The sequence below is a fragment of the Rubidibacter lacunae KORDI 51-2 genome (assembly GCF_000473895.1).
Lineage (GTDB): Bacteria > Cyanobacteriota > Cyanobacteriia > Cyanobacteriales > Rubidibacteraceae > Rubidibacter > Rubidibacter lacunae.
The window spans coordinates 1-24,165 of the sequence record NZ_ASSJ01000034.1 but is presented as its reverse complement, the minus strand read 5'-3'; the positions used below and the strand labels follow the sequence as shown (position 1 = coordinate 24,165).

Sequence of the window (24,165 nt, the reverse complement as noted above, 5' to 3'; positions counted from 1 at the left end):
TAGAGCCAACATCAATTTATCATCATCTCAAACTGTAGGAGAAAGCCATGAGAACGCGACTGAGAGCGAAGATCCACAAAGCAACCGTCACCCAAGCTGATGTTAGTTATGTGGGCAGCATCACCATTGACAAAACTTTGCTGGAAAAGGCCGATATCTGTCTCCATGAGAAAGTCCTCGTTGTCAGCAATACATCAGGACAACGATTAGAAACCTATGCGATTGAAGGTCCTGAAGGGTCGGGGGTCATTTGCATGAATGGTGCTGCTGCCCACCTAATCAAAAAAGGTGAAGAAGTCATCATTATGGCGTTCGAGACCTCCAATGTGCCGGTAGAGCCGACAGCTATTTTGGTCGATGGTGACAATCAATTTGTCAAGTACCTGTAAGGACTGGGGTTGAATTCATTCGAGGGCAACTCTATGGATACTTTCCTCACGCAAGATAGGCAGAATCTCCTCAACAATCGCCTCAAGGCATTGGGGTACGAACCCCTGTCTTGGCCTACCGAGCAGTTGCCCGTGCAAGCAGGTTTGGCAAGGCATTTCGATCGCTCAATTATCGGGCGACCGATTGCGAATACCGCAATCTACATCCTCGATCCGCATTTACAGCCGACGCCCATCGGCGTACCTGGCGAGCTGTATGTTGGCGGCATGGGCTTATCTCTAGGCTATCTTTACTCCCCCGAGATGACGGCTCAGAAATTCATTGCCAACCCCTTTGGCGAGGGACGGCTCTACAAAACAGGAGATTGGGCTTGTTACCGTGCCGATGGCACGATTGCGTTTCTGGGGCGCAGGGATAATCAGGTAAAGATTCGCGGTTTTCGTGTAGAGCTCGGTGAAATTGAAACTACACTCGGCAACCATCCCGACGTTCGGGAATGTGCCGTCATGGCGCGCGAGGTGAGTTCGGGAGATCGTCGCTTGGTGGCTTATATCGTTAGCGATGCTGAGTTGGATAGCGAAGCATTACGAACATATCTCAAGCGAAACTTACTGGATTACATGGTGCCGAGCGCGTTTGTTGCGTTAGAGTCCTTACCGTTAACTCCGAACGGGAAACTCGATCGCAACGCGCTAACGAGCTTCGAAAACGATCGCCTTAGCGACACCAGTTTTGTTGCCCCCAACACGCCACTCCAAATCGCCCTCGCGCAGATTTTTGCTGAAATTCTGAGCTTGCCCGTGGAGCAAATTGGCATTCACAATAGCTTCTTCGAACTCGGGGGACATTCGCTGCTGGCAACTCAGGTCGTCGCCCGGATTTGTAATCGATTTCCCGTCGAGCTATCCCTGCGGGCCTTCTTTGAGTCGCCAACTGTTGCTGCGATTTCCACTCGCATCGAGACAGCACAACCCCCCCAAGCCCTGGCAGCTATCGAGCCTTGCGATCGCACCGAGGCTCTACCGCTGTCCTTTGCCCAGGAGCGCTTATGGTTGTTGGATCGGCTTTCGCCGGGCAATAGCGCCTACAACGAAGTCGCACGCCTGGAACTTCTGGGCGATCTAGATTTAGCGGCATTGCAGGCAAGCTTGAATGCCATTGTGGCCCGTCACGAAGTTCTACGGACGACTTTTCCCCAGGCAGGGGGCCACCCCGTACAACGAATTGCTGAAAAGTTGGAGATCGCGCTGCCCCTCATCGATCTCTGTAACCTTAACCCCACCGCCCAGGAGCGGGAGCTAGAAAGACTTGCCACGGCTCATACCCGGGAGCCCTTCGATCTCACTGCCGGCCCGCTACTGCGGGTGAAGATCTTGCGTTTGAGCGGGGATCGCCATCTGGCTCTCTTCGCCGCCCATCACATCGTTATTGATGGGTGGTCCTATGGCATTCTAATTCACGAAATTTCGCAGCTATATGCGGCATTTAAGGCGGGTGAGGCTGCCAACATTTTGCCAGAGTTGCCGATTCAATATGCCGACTTTGCTGCTTGGCAGCGCCAGCAGGATTGGCACGAACAGCTTACCTATTGGCGGCGGCAACTTGGTGGCGATTTGCCAACATTGCAACTGCCCTTAGATAAGCCTCGGACCGCACAACGGAGCGATCGCGGTGCGGCAATCGCGACCGTCATCACACCAGAAATCCTGACCTCCATAGCGCAGCTTGGCCGAGAAGCAAACGTAACGTTGTTTATGACCTTGCTGTCGGCGTTTAAGTTGTTGTTATGCTGCTATACGCCCCAGCGCGATATTCCTGTGGGCACCGATTTGGCCAATCGAAACCGGCAAGAAGTCGAAGCCGCGATCGGCTTTTTTATTAATTTACTGGTACTGCGAACAGATCTTTCTGGAAACCCAACCTTTCGCGAGCTACTGCAGCGCATCAGGACGGTCACCCTCGATGCTTACGATCGCCAGGATGTCCCCTTTGCAAAGTTGGTCGATGTGCTGAAACCAGAGCGTCAAGATGGCTTGATGCCCTTATTTCAGGTGCTCTTCGTCCTGCAAAATGCACCACTGCCTGCGTTAGAAGTGCCGGGTCTGACCCTAGTGCCAGCGGAGCCGGATTATCATGCCGCGAAGTTCGATTTAGCCCTGTTTGTGCGAGAAACTGCTGCCGGACTAACGGTGACATGGAATTACAAAACCGATGTCTTTGAAACTGCAACGGTCGACCAGCTAGCCCAACAATATCTCGACCTCTTACAAGCCCTAATTGCCAACCCCGATACGCCGATAGAAACCATGACCGATCGCTTTAGCCCCGGCGCGATCTCGCCTCAACCGAAACGCAAGCGCTTTCAGAAAGTTAAACCCAAAGCCGTCCGCGTCTCAGCCACTGAAGTGGTGCGGTTTAGCCAACACCCCATCGGCATCGGCCTCTACGAACCCCAAGTTGCGGCTGCAAATTTAGCTGCCTGGGCCACCGAGAATCGTGCCGCTCTAGAGCGACAACTTCAGACATCGGGAGCGCTACTTTTTCGGGGCTTCGACCTACCCGACGCGCGAGCATTTGAAACCGTTTCTGGGGCAATTTGTCCGGAACTGTTTGGCAACTATGGCGACCTCCCTCGAACGGGAGTAAGCGGCAAGGTGTATGGCTCGACCCCCTATCCCGAAGATCGAGCTATTTTGTTCCATAACGAAAGCTCGCACCTACAGAAATGGCCGATGAAGATTTGGTTCTTCTGCGTCCAGCCATCTCCGGTGGGGGGCGAAACTCCAATTGTTAATTGTCGGCAGCTCTACCAGACTTTGCGTCCGGAAACGCGCGATCGCTTTGCTACCAAGCAACTGATGTACGAGCGGAATTTTGTGCCGGGCTTGGATGTAGATTGGCGCGATTTCTTTAAAACTGACGATCGCGCGGAAGTCGAGCGTCGCTGCGAAGCCGAAGGCGTTGAATGGACTTGGTTGGAGAATGGTCGCCTGCGCACGCGTCAAGTTCGTCAAGCAATTGCCCGCCATCCCCATACGCAGGATTTAGTCTTTTTCAATCAGCTTCAACTCCACCATTTCTCCTACATCGATCCCAATACCCAAGCGTCCATCCGTTCCCTTTTGGGAGAGGATTGTTTGCCCCGTCAGGTTTACTACGGTGATGGCTCGGAAATCGAACCTGAAGTCCTGGAAGAGGTTGATGCCGCCTATCAAACTTGCGCGCGTCAATTCACGTGGCAAAAAGGCGATCTATTGATGCTTGACAACATGTTGATGGCTCACGGGCGCAATCCTTTCCAAGGACCGCGCAAAATTGTCGTAGCCTTGGGGGAAATGATACAGCGCGATCGCCTTTCTATGATTGGTTAACCACTTCTTATAAATAATAAAATTAACGGTATCCAAACAATGTTGAGCCACACCGATATTAGCGGCTATCCACTTTCATCGCAGCAGCGTTATCTTCAGTCACTGCCGGGCAGTCCCACCATTAATCATTTGCTGCTGTGCCTGCGCGGCCCGTTGGATCGCGATCGGTTGGCACGCGCGCTCGATGTTGTTGTCGAACGTCACGAGAGTTTGCGGACGAAGTTTTGTCAGCCCAGCACCTTGACCGTGCCCCTACAGATTGTCGAACCCCAAGGGGGTGTGGCTTGGGAATCTGTCGATTGGGGTGCCGAAGAAAATCTAGAGCGGACGATCGCTGCGTGCCGCCAAGCCGCATGCCAGCAGTTCCAATCCCTCGAGACCTTGCCACTGGTTCGGGCGGTTTTGGGCCAGCGCGCCCCTGAAGAGCACTGGTTGCTCGTTTCGGTGCCGGCCATCTGCGCCGATACTGAAAGCTTGCATAATCTTGCCCTGGAATTAGCCGGGGTTTACGGCGATCGCTCGGGCGATCTCATTCCTGCTGACGAAGTGGTTCAGTATCCCCAGTTTGTAGCCTGGCAACAGGAACTGGCCGAGGAGGATGATACCGCCAACGGTCGCGCCTTTTGGTCGGCGATCGCGAGTCCGCCCCTGTCCGCTCCCCTGACTAAGCCCAAAACGCTAGCCGATAAACCAGGGCCAACCCAGATGCAGATGCTGGGTTGGCCTTGGCAGGGCTCCTGTCGGGAAATCGGCGATAACTCCGAAACCGCTGCAATCCTTTTAGCAGCTTGGCTGGTGGTGCTCTGGCGACAAACCGAACGAGAAGAGTTCGCCATCGGCGTGCGGAACTGGGAGCGATCGGATGAAGCCCTCGCCGAAGGCCTGGGGGCGTTCCAAGTGCAGATGCCATTGCAGGTCCAGCTGGATACGGACATGACCGTTGCTGCCCTGACACGGCAGGTCGGGCAAACCTGGCAGCAGATGGATAGCTGGCAGGATTATTTCCAGCCCGAGAGCGTCGATCTGCCTGTTGGCTTTGAATTCGTGCGGGTTCCGAATCTCAATGCTGGCGACGTCGAGTTCGAGATCTCGCGTACTTGGAGCCCCAGCAATCGCAATACCCTCCGCTTGAGGTGTATTGCCCGGGACGAAACCCTACGGGCCGAACTCCATTACGACCCCACAGCGATCTCTCTAGCCGCCGTCCGGGCGATTGCAGACCAATGGCAAACCGCTGTCACCTGGATAAGTTCGGATCCAACACTGTCACTGAGCCGAATTTCCCTGCTCGGCGATGGGTTCCCCACGACCATCACCAGTCCTACCGCTCCCGCCACCATTCCTGTGGAGCCCAATATCCTGCAGACCTTTGCGCGCGTTGCGACCGACTGTGCCGACCGCGTCGCTGTGGCAGACGAAACTCAGCGACTCACCTATAGCGAACTCGATCGCCGTTCCAACCAACTCGCCCATGCCCTGGTGGCGCAGGGGGCCGGCCCGGAGGTGCCCATTGCTCTCTACGCGGAGCGAACGGCGGCAGCAATCGTAGCAATGCTAGCAATTCTCAAAGCGGGAAGTGCTTATTTACCCATCGATCCGGCCCTGCCTGCTGCTGGGGTTGCCCGCCGCCTACAGGATGCTGACGTGCCCCTGGTAATTACCCAAACCAGCCTATCGGAGCGCTTGCCCCAGGATGCTCCACCTGCCCTGTATCTGGATGCTGAGGCTAGCGCGGGCTACCCCGAGACGCCACCAGACTCGAGCCACGCGGGCAAACAGCTAGCTTACTTGCTCTACACCTCCGGTTCCACTGGCGAGCCCAAAGCTGTGGCCGTCGAGCACCGCCAGTTAATGGCCTACACGCGAGCGGCGATCGCTCGCCTGCAGCTACCGGCTGATGCCAATTACGCTGTAGTATCCACCCTGGCAGCCGATCTCGGCCATACGATGGTGTTTCCCTGTTTGGTGCAAGGGGGAACGCTACACCTGTTAACTGGAGTCCGCGCCAGCGATAGTCGGGCCTTTGCCAGTTACTGCCAGGAGCACGGCATTGATTGCCTCAAAATTGTCCCCTCGCACTTGCAGGTACTCCTGCAGGGACCAGATCCGGGGGCGGTATTGCCGCGCCAGCGTTTGATTCTCGGCGGTGAAGCTTGCCGCTGGCCACTAATTGAAACCATCCTGGCCCAGCAGCCGAGCTGCCAAATCTTCAACCATTACGGTCCCACCGAGACCACCGTCGGCGCCTTTGCCCACCCTGTGACCGCAGCAGCAGTGACGGACGCGATTGCTGCCACAGTCCCCATCGGCAAACCGTTAGCCGGAGTGGAGGCCTATGCCTTAGATACCGAGCTGAAGCCCGTGCCCGTGGGCGTACCGGGGGAGCTGTATATCGGCGGCGCGACCCTCAGTCGCGGCTATTTCCAACGCCCCGAACTCAATGCCGAGCGCTTCATCGACTGCGTTTGCCCGGGGGATAGTGGAGCGCTCAGTACTGCTGGTACGAACGGTGCAACGGCGGTGAAACTCTACCGAACCGGCGATCGCGTGCGGTTGTTGCCCGATGGCACGGTGGAATTCCTCGGGCGGGTCGATCGACAGGTGAAGTTGCATGGCTTCCGTATCGAACTTGGAGAAATTGAAACAGTTCTCGGTCGCAACGAGGCCATTAGTGAAGTTGCTGCCGTGGTGCGCGAAGATCGTCTGGGCAACCCAATACTAGTAGCCTACGTAACGCCAGCCTCGGACGGGACTTCTTTTGATAGCACCGCCCTTCGCCAGTATTTGCAAGGCCAATTACCCGAATATGCCATTCCGAGTCTATTTGTGACACTGAAAGCGCTGCCGCTGACCCCCAATGGCAAAGTCAATCGGCAAGCACTGCCCGCACCGGAAAAAGTACGCCCAGAACTCAGCCCAAACTTCGTCGCACCCAGCACGGAACTTGAAGAGGCAATCGCGGAAATTTGGTGCGAAGTCTTACAACTCGAAACAGTCGGCGTGCGCGATAACTTCTTCGAGCTCGGCGGGCATTCGTTGTTAGCCACCCAGGTGCTATCGCGCCTGCAAGAAACCTTCACAATTGAATTACCACTGCAGCGGTTATTCGACGCGCGCACAATCGCTGATATCGCCGAAATTGTTGAAGAAATTCTGATAGCCGAGGTTGAATCTCTCAGCGAAGAAGAAGTCCAGGAGACCCTCGATCGAGTGGGCTAATTCCGAAATCACGTTTGTACAAACCCAAGCATTCTCAATACGCAAATGGAGAGAAAACCAATGAGAACATTTATGCGCTCAAAAATTCATAAAGCAACGGTCACTCACTCTGATGCCAGTAACACCGGCGGCATCACAATTGATAAAACCTTATTGGAAAAATCGGACATCGATCTTTATGAAAAGGTGCTTATTGTTAGCAACACCTCCGGCCATCGGTTAGAAACCTATGTTACAGAAGGCCCGGAAAATTCGGGCAAAATCTGTATAAACGGCGCAGCATCTCACCTTATTAAAGCAGGTTAGGAAGTTATCATCATTGCATTCGGAGATTCTAACCAGATAATCGAGCCGAAAGCAATCTTAGTGGACGGTAGCAACCAGTTTGTTAAGTACCTATGATGAAATCAGACAGGAAAATGGGTCTTGGCAACCACTGCACCTGTCCTGCGAGCTACAAAGATTTCATCAACGGGGATAAACCAATGCACGAGCAAGACGCTCGGAGAAAGATACAGTAGGCGAAGAGTGTGATGGATCGGAACAATTCCAACCGCAAGTCCCAACTATCGGCAGCCAAGCAAGCCCTTCTAGCCAAGCGCTTGCGAGGGAAGGGTGCGAGTCAGCGTCCTACCATTCCACAGCGCGATCCTAAAACTCCAGTACCACTTTCTTTCTCCCAGCAACGTCTTTGGTTTCTCAACCAATTCGAGCCCAATAGCCCATTTTACAATGTCCCCTTTGCCCTACACCTGAGAGGTCAGCTTAATGTCTCTCTCTTGGAGCGGGCGTTTCAAGCTCTCGTTCGACGTCATGAAATTCTCCGCACGACGATTGACAATGCATCGGGCGAACCCCAGCAAATTATTCACGATCGGGGTGCGGTAACCCTGGAGAAAATCGACCTATCTTCAGCTTCAAACGATGTATTGTGGAGCAAGGTCAAACATATCGCTCGGGAAGAAGCTGGGCGTCCCTTCGACTTGCATTCGGGGCCATTTCTGCGGGTAACCTTGCTAACCCTGGCTGCCGATGAATTTGTTTTGCTGGTCACCTTACACCACATTATTTCGGATGTCTGGTCTACGACCATATTGATACAAGAAGTGGCTACCCTCTATCATGCCTTTAGCCAGGGAAAACCTGACCCTCTCCCCACGCTTCCCATTCAATATGCCGACTACACGCTTTGGCAGCGGCAGATGCTTCAAGGCGATCGCCTGCAAACGCAGCTTGACTATTGGCAACAGCAGTTCGCGACACCACCACCACTTTTACAACTTCCCACCGATCGTCCGCGCCCAGCCGTACAGACGTTTAACGGTAGCACCCAAACCTTCATCCTTCCCCCAGAACTAACTGCAGCTCTCAAGACTCTCGGTCAAGAAGCCAATGCCACGCCCTTTATGGTGCTGTTAGCAGGGTTTAAGTTGCTTTTAAGTCGTTACAGCGGGCAAGCCGACATTACCGTGGGTTCTCCGATCGCCAATCGCAATCAGGCGGCGATTGAGGGGTTAATGGGGTTATTTTTGAATACCTTAGCTTTACGCACCGATCTGAGTGGAAATCCGACTTTCCGGGACCTCCTTGCCCGCGTGCGCGAAGTCGCTCTTGGTGGTTACAGCCATCAGGATTTACCCTTTGACAAATTAGTTGAGGTGCTGCAGTTGCCCCGGAACTTGAGCCATACTCCCTTGTTCCAGGTGATGTTTATCCTACAGAATCCTCCCGTTCGTCACTTCGAACTATCGGGATTAAGCTTTGAAGCCTTGGATTTATTGGGTGCAACGGCCAAATTTGATTTGACGTTGACGATGATGGAAAAGGAGGACTGTCTAGAAGGTATATTGGAATACAATGTCGATCTGTTCGATCCCCCAACCATCGAGCGACTGATCGGCAATTTCCAAACACTTTTGGATACCGTGGTTGCGGCACCCGATACGCCAATCCACGGGTTTTCCCTACTCACCTCACCGGAATGGCAGCAGATCGAAGCATGGAATCAAAACCCCGGCCAGTTCGCCATTGATGGCTGCCTGCACCACCTCATTGAAGCCCAAGTGGCGAGAACTCCCGAGGCTGTTGCCGTCACCTATGGCGCGGATTCTCTCACCTATTACGAACTCAACCAACGCGCCGATTTGCTCGCTAAGTGTTTGCGCGGGATTGGCGTCGGTCCAGAGCGTTTGGTGGGGATTTGTCTGGAGCGATCGCTAGAAATGGTGACGGCGCTTTTGGCCGTACTGAAAGCTGGGGGTGCTTATGTTCCCTTGGATCCGGGTTATCCACAGCAGCGCTTGGCCTATATGGTTGAGGATGCCAAAATTGATGTCCTGTTAAGTCAATCCCAACTTTCCCATTTACTACCGGATTACCAAGGTCAGCGACTCTACTTGGATGAGCCCTTACCAGAGCCAGTCGCTGTTGATGAAAAGGCCCCTTCAACCCTACGACCGGAAAATCTAGCCTACGTCATTTATACCTCGGGTTCTACCGGACAACCCAAGGGCGTACAAATTACCCATCGCGGTGTCGTCAATTCTTTACAAGCTCAGAGCGAACGCTTGGGCCTGACCCAAGATGATTGTCTGCTGGCCGTCGCTTCAATCTGCTTTGATATTTCCGTTTTAGACCTTTTTCTACCCCTAATTGTGGGAGCCCGGATCGTCGTAGCCAGCCGCGAGATGGCCTTAGATGGTCGACTATTGGCCGAACAGCTTGACACCCAACAGATTACCTATTTACAAGCAACCCCGGCCACTTGGCGGTTGTTGCTGTTAGCTGACTGGTCAGGGAAACCAGATCTTACGGTACTCTGCGGGGCCGAAGCCTTGCCGCCCGATCTTGCCGATGCCTTGCTCGCACGCTGTGCCACCCTCTGGGATTTGTATGGTCCGACAGAAACCACGATCTGGTCGACCGAACAACAAATTTCCACGAGTGATGATATCGCCGTCGGGACTCAACTCAGTAATATTCAACTGTATTTACTCGATGAGTACCTCAACCCCGTGCCGGTCGGGGTGCCAGGGGAAGCGTACATTGGCGGTCCGGGCTTATCGCGGGGCTATCGCCGCAGCCCTGGCTTAACCGCCGAGCGATTTATCCCCCATCCATTTAGCCAAATTCCTGGCGATCGCCTCTACCGAACCGGCGACCTTGCTCGCTTTCGTCCTGACGGCTCGATTAAAGTTTTGGGGCGGCTCGACAACCAGGTCAAAATTCGCGGTTTCCGCATCGAGCTAGGAGAAATTGAATCGGTTTTAAGCCGCCACGAACGGGTACGAGCGGTAGTGGCTATGGTGCGGGAAGATAGCCCCGGCCAGAAGCGCCTGGTGGCTTATCTCACAGCCCAGAGCACTAGTCCAGAGCAATCTCAGGTCACGGTTAGTGAATTGCGCCAGTGGCTGCAAACACAACTGCCGGACTATATGATTCCCGCCGCTTTTGTCTGGTTAGAGCGCATGCCACTAACACCAAGCGGCAAAGTCAACCGGCGGGAACTACCGGCACCCGATACGGGGGCAACTTTATCGGATAAGCCTTTCGAGGCACCGCACTCTGCAGCAGAGAAGAAACTCGCGACAATTTGGTCGCAATTATTAGGAATTGAATCGGTTGGCATTGACGATAACTTCTTTGAGTTGGGAGGCGACTCAATCCTTAGTTTGCAGATGGTGTTGCGCGCCACACAGGCGGATCTCCATCTAACTCCCAAACAGCTTTTCCAACATCAAACTATTCGCGCTTTGGCACAGGTCGCCGTTACCGTAACTTCGATTCAAGCCGAACAGGGTGCGGTTACTGGTGAGAGTCCGCTTTTGCCCATTCAGCATTGGTTTTTCGATCGCAATCTCCCCGAGCAGAACCATTGGAGTCAGGCGGTTTTGCTGCAAGCAGCGGCACCATTAACTTTCGATAGAATCCGTCAGATCGCAGAAAAACTTCTAGAACAACATGACGTCCTACGATCGCACTTCACCCAAACAACATCCACTTGGACGCAAACCTTTGTCGGGCCTCTAGAGAACATTCCCTGCCAAGAGTACGACCTAACCCAGTTGCCTGCCGAGGAACAAACCGCAGCGCTGGCTGCAACAATCGGGCAGCTGCGCGCGAGCCTTGACCTAACCGCCGGTCCTTTGCTCCACTTTGCCCTATTTCAAACGGCAACCGGCTCGCACTTAGCAATTGTCGTTCACCGCTTGGAAATCGATAGCGGGTCCTGGCAAATCCTCCTTGAAGATTTACAAGCCCTACTGCAAGAGCGAGACCTCCCAGCAAAAACCTGTTCTTACCGGCAGTGGAGCGATCGCCTCCAGAGTTACGATGCCGGACCCCAACGAGAATTTTGGCTGGAGCAGGGCACCGTAGTAACTGCGCTCCCAACCGATTTCCTCAAAGCTGCGCGGCCCGATTCCGAGCGCGACCATCTCACCCTGCAATTTTCCGTGGCAGACACGGCGATCGTGCTCCAGCAAGTCCCGAGCGCCTACCGCATTCAAGTGCCCGAGCTGCTACTAACTGCTCTGACACGAACGATCGCACAATGGTCGGAAAACCCCCAGGTTTATATCGATATCGTCGGCGATGGCCGTGTCGATTTGGGTCTCGATCTCTCCCACACCATTGGTTGCTTCGATACCCGCTATCCCCTCCAGTTCGACCTGACAGGCATCAACGGTTGTGATGCCAGCCTGAAAGCAATTAGAGAGCAGCTTCACCAGGTTCCCGATCGCGGTTTGGGCTACGGTGTCTTGCGCTTCTTCGCAGCCGATAAAGACCTAGCAGCAAAGACCCCAGCCCCTATTCAGTTCAATTACTTGGCACCGTTCGAACTGGATGCTGAAGGGTTGTCCCTGATCGATTCTGAAGCCATCGGCTTACTCCCAGAAACGACCGATCTTGCCACGCACCAGCTCGCGATTGATGCTGAAGTTGTTGCGGGGCAACTTTCAATTCGCTTTGGTTACTGTCAAGCTCAATATCAGCGGGAAACCATCGAACAGCTTGCAGCGGAATTCGAGCGAGATGTGCGATCGCTTATCGCCCATTGCCTCCGGCCGGAAACCCATGGCTATACTCCGGCAGATTTCCCCCTTGCTACCCTCAAACAGCCCCAGCTCGATCGCCTCATTACCGCTAACGGAACCGCAATCTCGGACCTGTATCGGCTCTCACCAACCCAAGAAGGCCTCTTATTCCACGGTCTCTATTCGGCCGATCGCGGCCTTTACACTACGCAGTTTTCCTACACCCTTGAGGGAGATTTAGATATTCCTGCCCTACAGCAGGCGTGGCAAACCGCCATCGCTCGCCATCCGTCCCTCAGAACGGCATTTGTCTGGGAAGGATTGGACGAGCCGCTGCAGTACGTCATGCCGCAGGTGGAGCTACCGTGGACGACTGTCGACCTATCCGAGCTGTCGGCAGACAGTCTTGAAGAGCGTCTCCAGGCAATTCGTTTTGAAGAGCGCGCGCGCGGCTATGCCCTAGAACGAGCACCGCTCATGCGGCTAACCCTCATCCGCCTCCAGACCAACCTCTACGAGCTGATTTGGAGTTTCCATCATCTGATTTTGGATGGATGGTCGCTCGCCCAAGTTCTGAAAATGGTCTCCCAAGACTACGTGGCACTCGCTGCCGGCAGTGCTGGCTCTATCCCAGCTCCCCGGCCCTATCGCGATTACATCGAGTGGCTGACCCACCAAGATCGCTCCGAAGCCCTGGCGTATTGGCAGCAGTACCTCGCTAGGTTCGCCCGTCCAACCTCTATGCCAACCCGGTCTACTGCCGCCCCCGCTACCGGCAGCCGTGCCGAACAAAAGCATGGCTACGCTTGCCTCGAACGAACACTGTCTGCAGACACAGCCACCGCTCTCCAAAACCTGACTGGGCGATCGCGGTTGACCCTCAATACCCTCGTGCAGGGGGCCTGGTCGCTGCTCCTGAGCCACGTCACTGGCGAGGTCGACTTGGTTTTTGGTGCTACTGGTTCGGGGCGTCCGCCTAACCTGTCTGGTGCTGAAGAAATGGTGGGCGTGTTTATCAACACGCTGCCCGTACGCATTCGTATCGATCCCGAGCAAACGCTTTCTGCTTGGCTCCAACATTTGCAAGAGCAACAAATTACCTCCCGTCAATATGACTTTAGTTCCCTGGCCCAAATTCAGAGAGTTAGTAATATCCCCCAGGGAACGCCATTGTTTGAAAACCTGATCGTATTTGAGAATTTCCCCATCGATACTAAGGCACTTAACACTCTCAATACCAACCTGAAGTTGCGAGATTTTCAAGCAACACCCAATAATAACTATCCACTGACATTTCGGTGTAAGCCTGGTAATGCTGTGAAGTTAGATATGTTGGTGGATTTGACCCGGTTCGAACGCACGCAAATCGAATCCTGGTTAGACCGGCTTGTGGGGATTTTGAAACGCATGACCGAGCAACCCGACATCACGCTCGGACAGCACCTCAGCGATTTGTCTGCCGAACAACAACAGCAACAGGCACAACAACAGCAATCGTTAAAGGCTAGCAGTTTGCAAAAGCTCAAACGCATTCGCCGCCGAGCGATCGCCCCCCAGGAGGACCAGTCGTGAATCCGACAGAAAAACCGTCGCTGAAATCCCTCAAAAACCGCCGCCGTCGGGTGCAACTTTCGGCAGCGGACTTGGTGCGCGAGACGCCGTTGTTTGACAGCCAATCCTTGCCGCTATCGATCGAGCCTGTCGCTGCCGAGTTACGCCTCACGATCTGGGCGCAGCAGAATCGCGATCGGCTACTCTCGCGGCTGCACACCTACGGCGGTGTTTTGCTGCGGGGCTTCCAAGTGCGGGATGCCGAGGATTTTGGAGCGTTTGTCGCGGCCATTTCCACGGAGCCCATGACCTACAGTTACCGCTCAACGCCCCGCAGCCAGGTGCATGGCAAGGTCTACACCTCCACAGAATATCCGGCAGACCGAACCATCCCTCTCCACAACGAAATGGCCTATGCCCGTCAGTGGCCGATGATGTTGGCCTTTCATTGCCAACAACCAGCTACCGAACAAGGCGAGACCCCCATCGCTGACAGCCACCGGGTTCTCGCGCAAATTCCTGAGGTTATTCGCCAAGAATTTGCCAATCGCGGCATTTGCTACGTTCGCAACTATGGCGACGGCCTAGATCTGCCCTGGCAAGAGGTGTTCCAAACTCAAAGCCGCCAACAGGTCGAAACCATTTGCCATGATGCCCAAATTGACTTTGAGTGGTGGGGTGACGATCGCTTGCGCACGCGACAGGTTTGTCAGGCCATTGCCACCCATCCCCACACCGGCAAGGCTGTCTGGTTCAATCAGTCCCATCTCTTCCACATCTCCAATGCCGGTGCGGCTCAAGAGTATTTGAAAGCCAATTTCGATCCCATCTGTTGGCCGCGCAATGCTTATTTCGGCGACGGTGGCGAGATTTCGGAAGAGATCCTAGAGGCCATTCGCGCAGCCTTTGCTGCAGAAACAGTGGTATTCCCCTGGCAAGCCGGTGACGTACTGTTACTCGACAACATGGCCGTCGCCCACGGTCGCCGACCTTTTTCGGGGCCGCGCCGAGTTTTGGCAGGTATGGCCGATCCCTATTCCGCCGCAGGTGGCGTGCCAGACGCGGTTGCTGAAGACGTTCCCAAGTTGCAACAGGAGGTGTCCTAAATGTCCGTACAGCTCGATGGCTTTGGGCTATCTCCCCAACAGCATCATCTCTTCGCACGCCAACAAGATCGCCCACACTGGCCATGTTGGAGCCATTGCGCGCTGGTTTGCCCGAGGGATTTGGATGCGGGGCGCTTGGGGATTGCTCTCAACGCCCTGCTCGAACGCCATGAAATTCTCCACACCAGTTTCCAAGCCCTGGAAAGCATGGCGATGCCGCTGCAGGTGATTGAGGAGATCGCGCCTATTGCTGAGATTCCCCAGTTGCCAGCATTCCCTGCCGGGCAAGCCTGCGATCGCGCCAGCTTGCGCCAATTCTTCCGCACCTGGCCCGCGACACCACCGAACTTACTAGCGAGCTCTGGATTGCAAGTCAGGCTGCTCCCTTGGGAAGAATCGCAACTTTTGGTGCTGGCCTTACCAGCCCCCTGTACGGATGCGGCCACCTGGCAGCTCCTGGGCCGGGAACTCGGTCTGTTGTACGCTGCTGCTGCCGACGAGCTGCCCGAGGAGCCGATGCAATATGCCGATTTCGCCGAGTGGCAGCACGAACTCCTGGAAGAGGAAGAAACGGAATCGGGTCGAGCCTACTGGGAAACCCAACCCCAGAAATTCGTGCCACTACAACTGCCGTTTACCCTGCAGGATTCTCTGGGGTTGGGCAACAAGCCCGAATGCCTCACCAAAACCCTGCAGCTAGACACCATTCCCGAACTCAATCGTCTGACCCAAGACCCAGCCATTTCCCTGCGAGGAATTTGTTTGGCCGCTTGGGAATTATTACTGGCGGGGCTGAGTGGTGCAGAAACCTTCCATCTCGCCCTGACCCTAGACGGGCGCAAGTACGCCGAACTCGCAGAAGTTGCAGGCCCGATCGCCAAACTTGCCCCATATCCGGTCGAAATAAAGGATGGCGTGTCGTTTCGCGATCGCCTCCAGGCCGTCGAGCAAAAACTCCAAGAACTCGAAGGCTATCAGGAATACTTAGCTCCTGGCACCGAGCTGCCCCAGATTGGCTTCGGGTACGCCGAATGGCTTGCTGGGGAATCCCCAACCTGGCGACCGCTACTGCAAACTACCGACCCCGAGCCCTTGGCACTGCAGCTACACTGCGATCGCCATGAGGATGGCTTGCATCTGGAATGGCTTTACGACGAGCGGAAATTCACAGCTGCAGGGATTGCTCAAATCGCCGAGCTGTACGTAGCTTTCCTCAACGCTGCCGTTGCCGACCCGGAGCGAGCGCTGGCGCAACTCAGCATCCCAGGCAAGCTCCCCACCCAACCGGAATTAACCTCGCCAGTCCCTTTTGAAACGGTCACTGCCTGGCTCGCAGCCCAAGCAACCCGTACCCCAGATCGCCCTGCGGTCGTCGATCTCACTCAAACTCTCACCTATGCTGAGCTAGACCGTCGCGCCAACCAAATCGCGAACCATCTTCAGAGCCTTGGCATTGGCTTCGAAGATCGGGTGGTTCTCTACGGCGATCGCAGTGTCGATCTCATTGTGGCGATTGTCGGCATCCTCAAAGCTGGAGCGGCCTACGTACCTATCGATGCGGGCACTCCCGCACCCGCCCTACAGCAGCGCCTAGACCTCGTTACCCCCAAACTCGCCATCACGACGACAGCTTATCTCGACCGGCTGCCGACCGAGATGCCGACCCTGTGCTGCGATCGCGACGGGGCTCTGCTGGACGAACAACCGACAACAGCACCAGCGGTGGCACCAACTTCGGAGAATCTGGCCTACATCATCTTCACCTCCGGCTCCACTGGCAAACCAAAAGGCGTGGCGATCGAGCACCGCCAACTCGCGCATTACATCCACAGCATCAGCCAGCATATCGAGTGCCCGGAAGCCGGGCGTTGGGCCTTGGCTTCGACCCTGGCCGCAGATTTGGGTCACACGATTGTTTTCCCCTGCCTGTGTTCGGGTCATAGTTTGCACCTGCTCGCCCCCGAGCGCTGCTTGGACGAAGTGGCCTTCGCGGAAGACATGGCCAAATGGCAAATTGACGTGCTGAAAATCGTTCCCGCCCATTTGCGCGGACTGCTGGCTGGCGATCGCGCCGTTCTCCCGCGCTGGCAGCTGATTTCCGGTGGCGAAGCCCTCGATTGGCCGCTAGTCGATCGTATTCGGGAACTGGGCAATTGCAAAATCCTCAACCACTATGGCCCCACGGAAACGACCGTCGGCGCCCTGGTTTGGGGCGATGCCGACATCGACGGCCCCCGCGATACGGCCACTGTGCCCGTCGGACGGCCCTTGGCCCATGCCCGTGCTTACATCCTCGACAACGATTTGCAACCGTTGCCCCCCGGTGTCCCCGGCCTACTCTACATCGGCGGCGCTGGTGTCGCGCGCGGCTATTGGCAACGAGCTGACTTGACCGACGCCGTTTTCATTGACGATCCCTTTAGCGATACGCCCAGCGCGCGGCTCTATGCTACTGGCGATCGCGCCCGTTACCGCTACGACGGGGCGATTGAATTCCTCGGCCGCCAGGATAACCAGGTAAAAGTCCGGGGCTTCCGCGTCGAGCTGGGGGCAATCGAAGCCGCATTACTGGCAGAAACGAACGTGCGCGAAGCCGCCGTAGTACTGGCAACCCCAGAAGGCAACGGCCACGGTCAACTCATTGCCTACATCGTTCCGGAAGCAGATACCGAATGCTCCACCGACGACCTGCAGGCTGCTCTCAAAGCCCGCTTGCCCGAACAGATGGTCCCCACCGCGATCGCGAGCCTCGATGTCCTGCCACGACTAGCTAATGGCAAATGCGATCGTCGGAACTTAGCTGCCCGTCCTCTCCCAGTGGCCGCTGCCGCTTACGAGCCGCCCCGCAATGAGTCGGAACGAATCCTAGCTCAACTCTGGCAAGAGGTTTTGGGTCGCGACGCGATTGGCATCCACGATAATTTCTTCGCCCTCGGTGGCGATTCGATTCTCTGTATTCAAATGGTCGGTCGCGCAACGCCCTTGGGCCTGCGTTTTACCCCCAAACAGCTCTTCGATTGCCCCACCATCGCCGAGCTGGCGACCGTTGTCGAAACCGCTACAGCCATCACAGCCGAGCAAGGCTTGGTAAGCGGGCCAGTCCTCCTGACGCCCATTCAGGAGTGGTTCTTCGCCCAAGACAATCCCGATCGCCACCATTGGAACCAAGCCGTTTTCCTGCAGAGCGCGGAACCGTTGAATATTTCGACGCTGACTGCGGCCCTGCAGGCGATTTTGGCCCACCACGACAGCCTGCGATCGCAATATCGTCAAACCCCCAACGGCTGGCAGCAAGAGGTCGCGGCCGAGGTGCCCGAGCCCGCTGTGTCGGTCTTCGACCTCTCCGCACTGAGCCCAGACGCGCAGCAGCAAGCTCTCAAAAGTGGCACTGCCGAACTGCAAACCGGTCTGAACTTGACCGATGGTCCGTTGCTGCGGGCGGGTATTTTTGTCCTCGGTCCCCAGCAACCGGAATATTTGTTCCTGGTCTGTCACCACCTCGCAATCGATGGTGTCTCCTGGCCGATTCTCCTAACGGATTTACTCGCGGCCTATCAGCAATGCCAGGCCGGTCGAGCACCCGCCTTACCACCTAAAACAACCTCGTTCCAAGCTTGGTCCACCCAACTTCAAGACTACGCCCAATCCGAAACCCTCCGCCGCGAACTGGATTATTGGCAAGCCCAATTGCAAGCCCCCTGCCCGCCACTACCGCAGGATTTTCCGAAGTGCGAACGCGACCTGAGCCACCAATGCAGTTTGGAATGCGCCCTCTCGGCGGACCTAACCCAGGAGCTACTGCAGGAGGTCCCCGTGGTTTATCAAACCCAAATCGATGATTTGTTGCTTCTGGCCTTGGTGTTGGCGGTGGGGCAATGGACGGGCCAGTACCAACTGCGCCTCGACCTCGAAGGCTATGGTCGTCCAGATCTTTTCTCCGATATCGATATCTCGCGTACGGTGGGCTGGTTTACCACCCTATATCCCGTGGCTCTGGGGCTGGACGCGCCCCAAGACCTGGGAAGCAGCATCAAAACCATCAAAGAAACTCTCCGTCAGGTGCCCCAACAGGGCATCGGCTATGGCTTGCTGCGCTACCTCAACCCCGACACTCGCCCCAAACTACAAGCACTTCAGGATGTGGCACCCGCCCCGATCCGCTTTAACTACCTCGGTCAAGGCGATCGCTCGCTAGCGGCAACTACCACCGCAGTGTCTGCAGCCCCTCTCGAGACTGGGGTGGGCCGCGCCCCATCGAGCCAGCGGCTCTACGCCGTAGACATTGTCGGTATTGTTCGGGACGGCCAGCTCGTTTTGCAGTGGCGCTACAGCAGCGAAATGTTCCGGCGCAACACCATTGAAGCCCTTGCCCAGGGGTACCTCGATAGCCTGGAACGGGCGATCGCCCATTGCCAGGATCCCGATGCGGGCGGCTTTACCCCCTCCGATTTCCCCGACGCCGACCTCGATGGCGACGATTTAGACCAGTTGATGGCGCAGCTCCTGTAGAAAAACCCATGAAAGCCAAAAATATCGCCGACATTTACGACCTTTCCCCGCTACAGCAGGGGCTGCTATTCCACGCTCTCTACGAACCCGAAAGCGGTGCCTACCTCGATCAGCACAGCATTTGCATTCGAGGCCCGCTGCAGCTTGATTGCTTCCGCCAAGCGTGGCAGCAAGCTCTCGAGCGCCACGCCATCCTCCGCACCTCGTTCCATTGGGAAAATCTCAAGCAACCCGTTCAGGTTGTACGTAAAGATCTAACCCTGCCCTGGCACACCGAGGATTGGTCTGAGGTAGCTCCAGGCGATCGCGCGGCCAAATTACACGCTTGGCTACAAGCCGATCGCGCTCGCGGCTTCGACCTCGGCCAAGCACCCCTATTTCGTATCGTGGCGATCCGTCTCGCAGCCGACACGACCCAGATTATCTTCAGCCGCCACCACATTTTGATAGATGGCTGGTCGCGGATGCTCCTGTACCAAGAGATTTTTGCTACCTATCAAGCGCTGGCAAGCGATCGCGTTGCGCCGCCATTGGAATCTCCCCCCTTCCGCACCTACATCCATTGGCTGCGCCAGCAAGATCCCCAGCAAGCCAAATCCTATTGGCAGCAGCAACTCCAAGGCATCGTCGCCCCCACCCGTTTGAGTGGCGACTTGGCCGCCGGGACCGAGCGAAACTCCTTTCAACAGCAGCACCGCCATTTGTCCGTCGCCCAAACCAACGCGCTGCAGACCTTTGCCCGCAAGCACAACCTCACTCTCAATACCCTCGTCATGGCAACTTGGGGCATGTTGCTGGGGAAATTTGCTGGGGAAACCGATGTCATCTTTGGCGTCACCTCCTCGGGCCGACCGCCCCAACTCCCCCAATCCGGACGCATCATCGGTCCGCTGATCAATACCTTACCCCTGCGGGTTAAGCTGCCGGGTCAGCAACCCTTGCTCGACTGGCTGCAAGCTCTCCAAGCCCAACAGGTTGCCATGCGCCAGTACGAGCACTGCGCGCTGACGGAAATTCAGTCCTGGAGCGATGTACCAGCAGGGACACCTCTGTTCGAGAGCTTGGCGATCTTTGAAAATTACCCCGCCGAACGCGCCGATACAGAGGGGGAACAGTCTCTGGAAATCCTCGATTCCGACGCCATCGGCTACTCCCACTATCCCCTCAACCTGCTCGCGATCGATGGCGAATGCCTGCGCCTCGACCTCAACTACTGCAGCGATCGCTATTCAGCCGCCCAAATCGAGCAGTACCTCGACGTCTTCACCGAACTGCTCGCCCAGTTGCCCACCGCTGCCGAGCGGCCGTTGTCTTGCTGGACGGGTCTGAGCCCCAACACGCGCGATCGCATCCTGCAAAAGTGGAACCAAACCCAGCGATCCTTCCCCGAGGGCTGCATTCACGAGCAGTTCGCAGCGCAAGCTGCCCGCACACCTGAAGCCATCGCTGTCAGCGACCCCAACGGCTCCCTAACCTATGGCGAACTCAACGCCCGCGCCAATCAACTGGCCTGTTATCTGCAAACCCGTGGACTAGGGCCCGAGGTGGCCATCGGCTTAGCACTGACGCGCTCAAACGATCTCGTCGTTGCTCTTCTTGCCATTCTCAAAGCTGGTGGAGCTTACGTGCCCCTCGATCCGAGCTACCCTCAAGCGCGGCTGGATTTCATCCTGAACGACGCCAAGGCCGCGCTCCTGCTGACGGATTCCCCCACGAGCCAGAAGTTTACAAACTTTAGCAGCACAACTATCTGTTTCGATACGGCAGCTCCAGAAATTGCTACCCAGAGCGATCGCAATCTCGAGACTCCTCTCACCGCCCAAAACCTGGCCTACATTATCTACACCTCCGGTTCGACAGGGCAGCCCAAAGGCGTAATGATACCCCATGGAGCTCTAAACAACCACATGGCATGGTTCCAGGGTGCGTTCCCTCTGACGTCAGAGGATCGCATTCTGCAGAAAACTCCCTTCAGTTTCGATGCCTCCGTTTGGGAGTTTTACGTGCCGTTGCTCGTGGGCGCTCAGCTTGAAATGGCCGCACCAGACGGTCATCAGGATATGGACTATTTGGTGCGGACAATTCGCGATCGCGAGGTGACTATTCTGCAGCTCGTCCCGAGTTTGCTCCGGGCCTTGTTGGAGCATCCCGAAATTAGCACATGTCGAACGCTACGACAGGTTTTCTGTGGTGGCGAAGCCTTACCCACCGATCTGGTGAAGCGTTTCTTTACCTGCCTGGTCAACGCCGAGTTACACAACCTCTACGGCCCCACCGAAACCTGTATCGACGCAACAGCCTGGACTTGTGGGAGGGAGCCCATCGGCCTGTCTATCCCCATCGGCCAACCCATCGCCAATCTGCAAGCTTATGTCCTGGATTCACACTTGCACCACGTACCCGTGGGCGTGCCGGGGGAGTTGTACCTTGGTGGACGGGGGTTGGCACGCGGCTATTTACAGCGTCCGGACCTTACAGCCGAGCGCTTCATTCCCAATCCCTACAGCACTCGCCCTGGCGAGCGTCTCTACAAAACTGGCGATTTGGTCAAGTATTTGCCCACAGGGGTACTGGAATACCTCGATCGCAGCGATAGCCAGGTGAAATTGCGCGGCTTCCGCATCGAACTTGGGGAAATTGAAACCAAATTACAAACACATCCCGACCTACAACAAGCCGCGGTTGCCGTACGCGCGACAACCGCGGGCGATCGCCTTGTGGCCTACGGCGTGCTAGCAGGCGAGAATGAACCAACCCTGGCTAGTTTGCGAGACTGGCTGCAGACCCGGATCCCCGATTACATGCTGCCGGGGGCTTTTGTTCGCCTCGAACGACTCCCCTTCACCCCTAGTGGCAAAGTCGATCGCCGCGCCCTACCTACTCCGGACGTGCACCCGAGTCTGGCAAGAACGACGCCTTACCTGGCTCCACAAACGGACACCGAACGGCAGCTCGCCAAGTTGTGGGCGGCGTTGCTCTCCGTCGAATTGGACACTGTGGGCCGCAATGATAATTTCTTCGATCTTGGCGGCCATTCACTCGTGTTAATTCGCCTCTTAACTCAAGTGCGAGACACCTATAAGGTCTCGATTCCGCTGCGCAGTCTTTTCAACCGAGCGACCCTTCAAGCTCAAGGCGAGTTGCTCGATGCAGCTCAGCAAAGCATCGACCTCGATCTCGGCAATCGTCCCGACCTCGTCCGCGAAGCCGTCCTCGCTCCGGAAATATCTCCCCCTGCTACTTCCCCAGTCGATATATCCGAGCGTATCTTTCTAACCGGTGCAACTGGCTTCCTGGGTGCTTTCTTGCTAGCCGACCTCTTAGCAAAAACCAACGCCCGCGTGTACTGCCTCGTTCGGGCGGACAGTATGGAGCGAGGAGCGGCTAAGCTCAAAGCCAATTTGGAAACTTATAACCTTTGGGATCGCGATCGCGGCACGCGGATTATTCCCGTTTTAGGGGATTTGGCCAAACCATTATTGGGTCTCAGTCAAGACGAATTCGACACCCTCGCCCGAGAAATTCAGGTTATTTACCACAATGGGGCTTGGGTGAATTTCTTGGCGGACTACCAAACCCTCAAGGAAGCTAATGTCCTCGGTACCCAAGAAGTCCTGCGCCTTGCCTGCAGTGGTGAAATAGCCAAACCCGTTCATCTGATTTCTACAGTCGCCGTGTTTTCTAGTGGCGATCGCCGCGACAAAGTAACCGTTTATGAAACCGATCCTCCCGAGCAAAGCCACCTGCTCCAGAGTGGTTATTCCCAAAGCAAGTGGGTAGCCGAGCAACTCGCCCTGCAAGCACGCGATCGCGGCTTGCCCGTCGCCATCTATCGACCGGGCCGTGTCACCGGCCACAGTCAAACCGGACAGGCGAATGCTGGCGATTTCATTACCAGTATGCTCAAGGGCTGCATTCAGCTCGGCAATATCTACGAGCCGCAGAACGCTAGCGATCCGGTTGACCTGACTCCAGTGGATTATGTCAGTCAAGGGATTGTGGAAATTTCCCTACAGCCGGATGCAATGGGCCAAATTTTCCACCTAATCAATCCCGCCCCTATGTCAGTCGCTCAGTTAAGTCACTGGCTAATGGAAAAATCGGGATATGAGATACAGACAGTAAACTACGATCTCTGGCGACAAAAACTGGTTCAAGCTGCAACTGATGCAGAGGCAAACGCGCTTTACCCGTTTTTGACCCGATTCCCCGAACAGATGCCATCAGCAACAAAAGCTGTTCGGTTGGCGCAACAATTTGACTGCTCCAATGCCTCGCAAGCATTGGAGCAAACAACTGTTCGCTGCTCGCCGGTTAATTCCAAGTTACTTGAGGCCTACTTTCACTACTTTGTCGAAAGTGGCTTTCTGCCCACACCGGTATCTATGCTTTAGCTTTTCTGAATTCTCACTTACTCTGCAACCAAATTTAAAAGAATAGCCCATGACTATTGAAAACTCTAGTGAATCCCAACGCTATAAAGTTGTCTGCAACCACGAGGAGCAATACTCGATTTGGCCTGCAGACCGTGAGAATGCCCTCGGTTGGAATGATGCTGGCCTCAGTGGCACTAAGCAAGAATGTCTTGATTATATTGAGGAGAACTGGACGGACATGCGCCCGCTGAGTCTGCGTCAGCAGATGGACGGAAAGCAGGGTTCCTAGCCATCACCTCTTTTAGGCTTGCCAAAGCTCCTTTCCCTTTGCTTGTTCGGCGAATAGCAATAGTTGAAACAGGCATCGTATGATGCGCGATCTCACATACTTACTGCCGCACTTGCATACATAGAAAGACGAGGAGATCCATAACAGGATATTATCGATATGAGTTAGATTATTGGAGTATATATCTTTTGGAAACCCTTGAATTCGACGTCGTAATTATTGGCGGAGGTCCGGCAGGTTGTAGTTGTGACTTGTACACCTCGCGTGCGGATTTGAAAACAGTCATTCTAGATAAGAACCCTGCTGTTGGAGCCTTGG

The 24,165-nt window shown here is 55.6% G+C and carries 10 protein-coding genes; all 10 read left to right on the top strand.

All coding sequences use genetic code 11. The features are described 5' to 3' along the window. Positions 1-47 precede the first annotated feature (47 nt). Entirely contained in the window at positions 48-389 is a 342-nt protein-coding gene (gene panD, locus KR51_RS05605) for an aspartate 1-decarboxylase (RefSeq protein WP_022605757.1), read from the top strand. Between the two features lie 33 nt (positions 390-422). Continuing rightward, complete coding sequence (locus KR51_RS05600) at positions 423-3,761, top strand: condensation domain-containing protein (RefSeq protein ID WP_022605755.1); 3,339 nt, start codon at positions 423-425, stop codon at positions 3,759-3,761. Positions 3,762-3,800: 39 nt separating this feature from the next. Next, positions 3,801-6,980, top strand: a complete 3,180-nt coding sequence (locus KR51_RS05595; protein ID WP_022605753.1) for a non-ribosomal peptide synthetase — start codon at positions 3,801-3,803, stop codon at positions 6,978-6,980. Positions 6,981-7,040: 60 nt separating this feature from the next. Beyond that, the gene (locus KR51_RS18070; protein WP_232214538.1) at positions 7,041-7,286 is read left to right on the top strand and encodes an aspartate 1-decarboxylase; all 246 of its coding nucleotides are present in this window, start codon (positions 7,041-7,043) and stop codon (positions 7,284-7,286) included. A 227-nt stretch (positions 7,287-7,513) separates the two neighbouring features. Next, positions 7,514-13,588, top strand: coding sequence for a non-ribosomal peptide synthetase (locus KR51_RS05590; RefSeq protein WP_022605751.1), 6,075 nt, complete (start codon positions 7,514-7,516; stop codon positions 13,586-13,588). Next, positions 13,585-14,673, top strand: coding sequence for a TauD/TfdA family dioxygenase (locus KR51_RS05585; protein WP_022605750.1), 1,089 nt, complete (start codon positions 13,585-13,587; stop codon positions 14,671-14,673). Before KR51_RS05590 ends, KR51_RS05585 begins: the two co-directional genes overlap by 4 nt. Next, positions 14,674-19,182 (top strand): non-ribosomal peptide synthetase, encoded by a 4,509-nt coding sequence (locus tag KR51_RS05580; RefSeq protein WP_022605748.1) that lies wholly within the window; start codon positions 14,674-14,676, stop codon positions 19,180-19,182. Between the two features lie 8 nt (positions 19,183-19,190). After that, positions 19,191-23,576 carry a non-ribosomal peptide synthetase gene (locus KR51_RS05575; RefSeq protein ID WP_022605746.1) on the top strand — a complete coding sequence of 1,462 codons (4,386 nt, stop codon included), beginning with the start codon at positions 19,191-19,193 and terminating at the stop codon, positions 23,574-23,576. 49 nt (positions 23,577-23,625) lie between these two features. Then, positions 23,626-23,847: an MbtH family protein gene (locus KR51_RS05570; protein WP_022605744.1), complete on the top strand. Its 222-nt coding sequence runs from the start codon at positions 23,626-23,628 to the stop codon at positions 23,845-23,847. 188 nt (positions 23,848-24,035) lie between these two features. Continuing rightward, positions 24,036-24,165 (top strand): FAD-binding protein (locus KR51_RS19295; RefSeq protein WP_022605742.1); only part of this gene is annotated, 130 nt, incomplete at its 3' end.

What these genes read in the sequence shown, in the direction of transcription:
- panD (WP_022605757.1), top strand. Translation starts at nt 48, where the DNA reads ATGAGAACGCGACTGAGAGCGAAGATCCACAAAGCAACCGTCACCCAA.
- KR51_RS05600 (WP_022605755.1), top strand. Translation starts at nt 423, where the DNA reads ATGGATACTTTCCTCACGCAAGATAGGCAGAATCTCCTCAACAATCGC.
- KR51_RS05595 (WP_022605753.1), top strand. Translation starts at nt 3,801, where the DNA reads ATGTTGAGCCACACCGATATTAGCGGCTATCCACTTTCATCGCAGCAG.
- KR51_RS18070 (WP_232214538.1), top strand. Translation starts at nt 7,041, where the DNA reads ATGAGAACATTTATGCGCTCAAAAATTCATAAAGCAACGGTCACTCAC.
- KR51_RS05590 (WP_022605751.1), top strand. Translation starts at nt 7,514, where the DNA reads ATGGATCGGAACAATTCCAACCGCAAGTCCCAACTATCGGCAGCCAAG.
- KR51_RS05580 (WP_022605748.1), top strand. Translation starts at nt 14,674, where the DNA reads ATGTCCGTACAGCTCGATGGCTTTGGGCTATCTCCCCAACAGCATCAT.
- KR51_RS05575 (WP_022605746.1), top strand. Translation starts at nt 19,191, where the DNA reads ATGAAAGCCAAAAATATCGCCGACATTTACGACCTTTCCCCGCTACAG.
- KR51_RS05570 (WP_022605744.1), top strand. Translation starts at nt 23,626, where the DNA reads ATGACTATTGAAAACTCTAGTGAATCCCAACGCTATAAAGTTGTCTGC.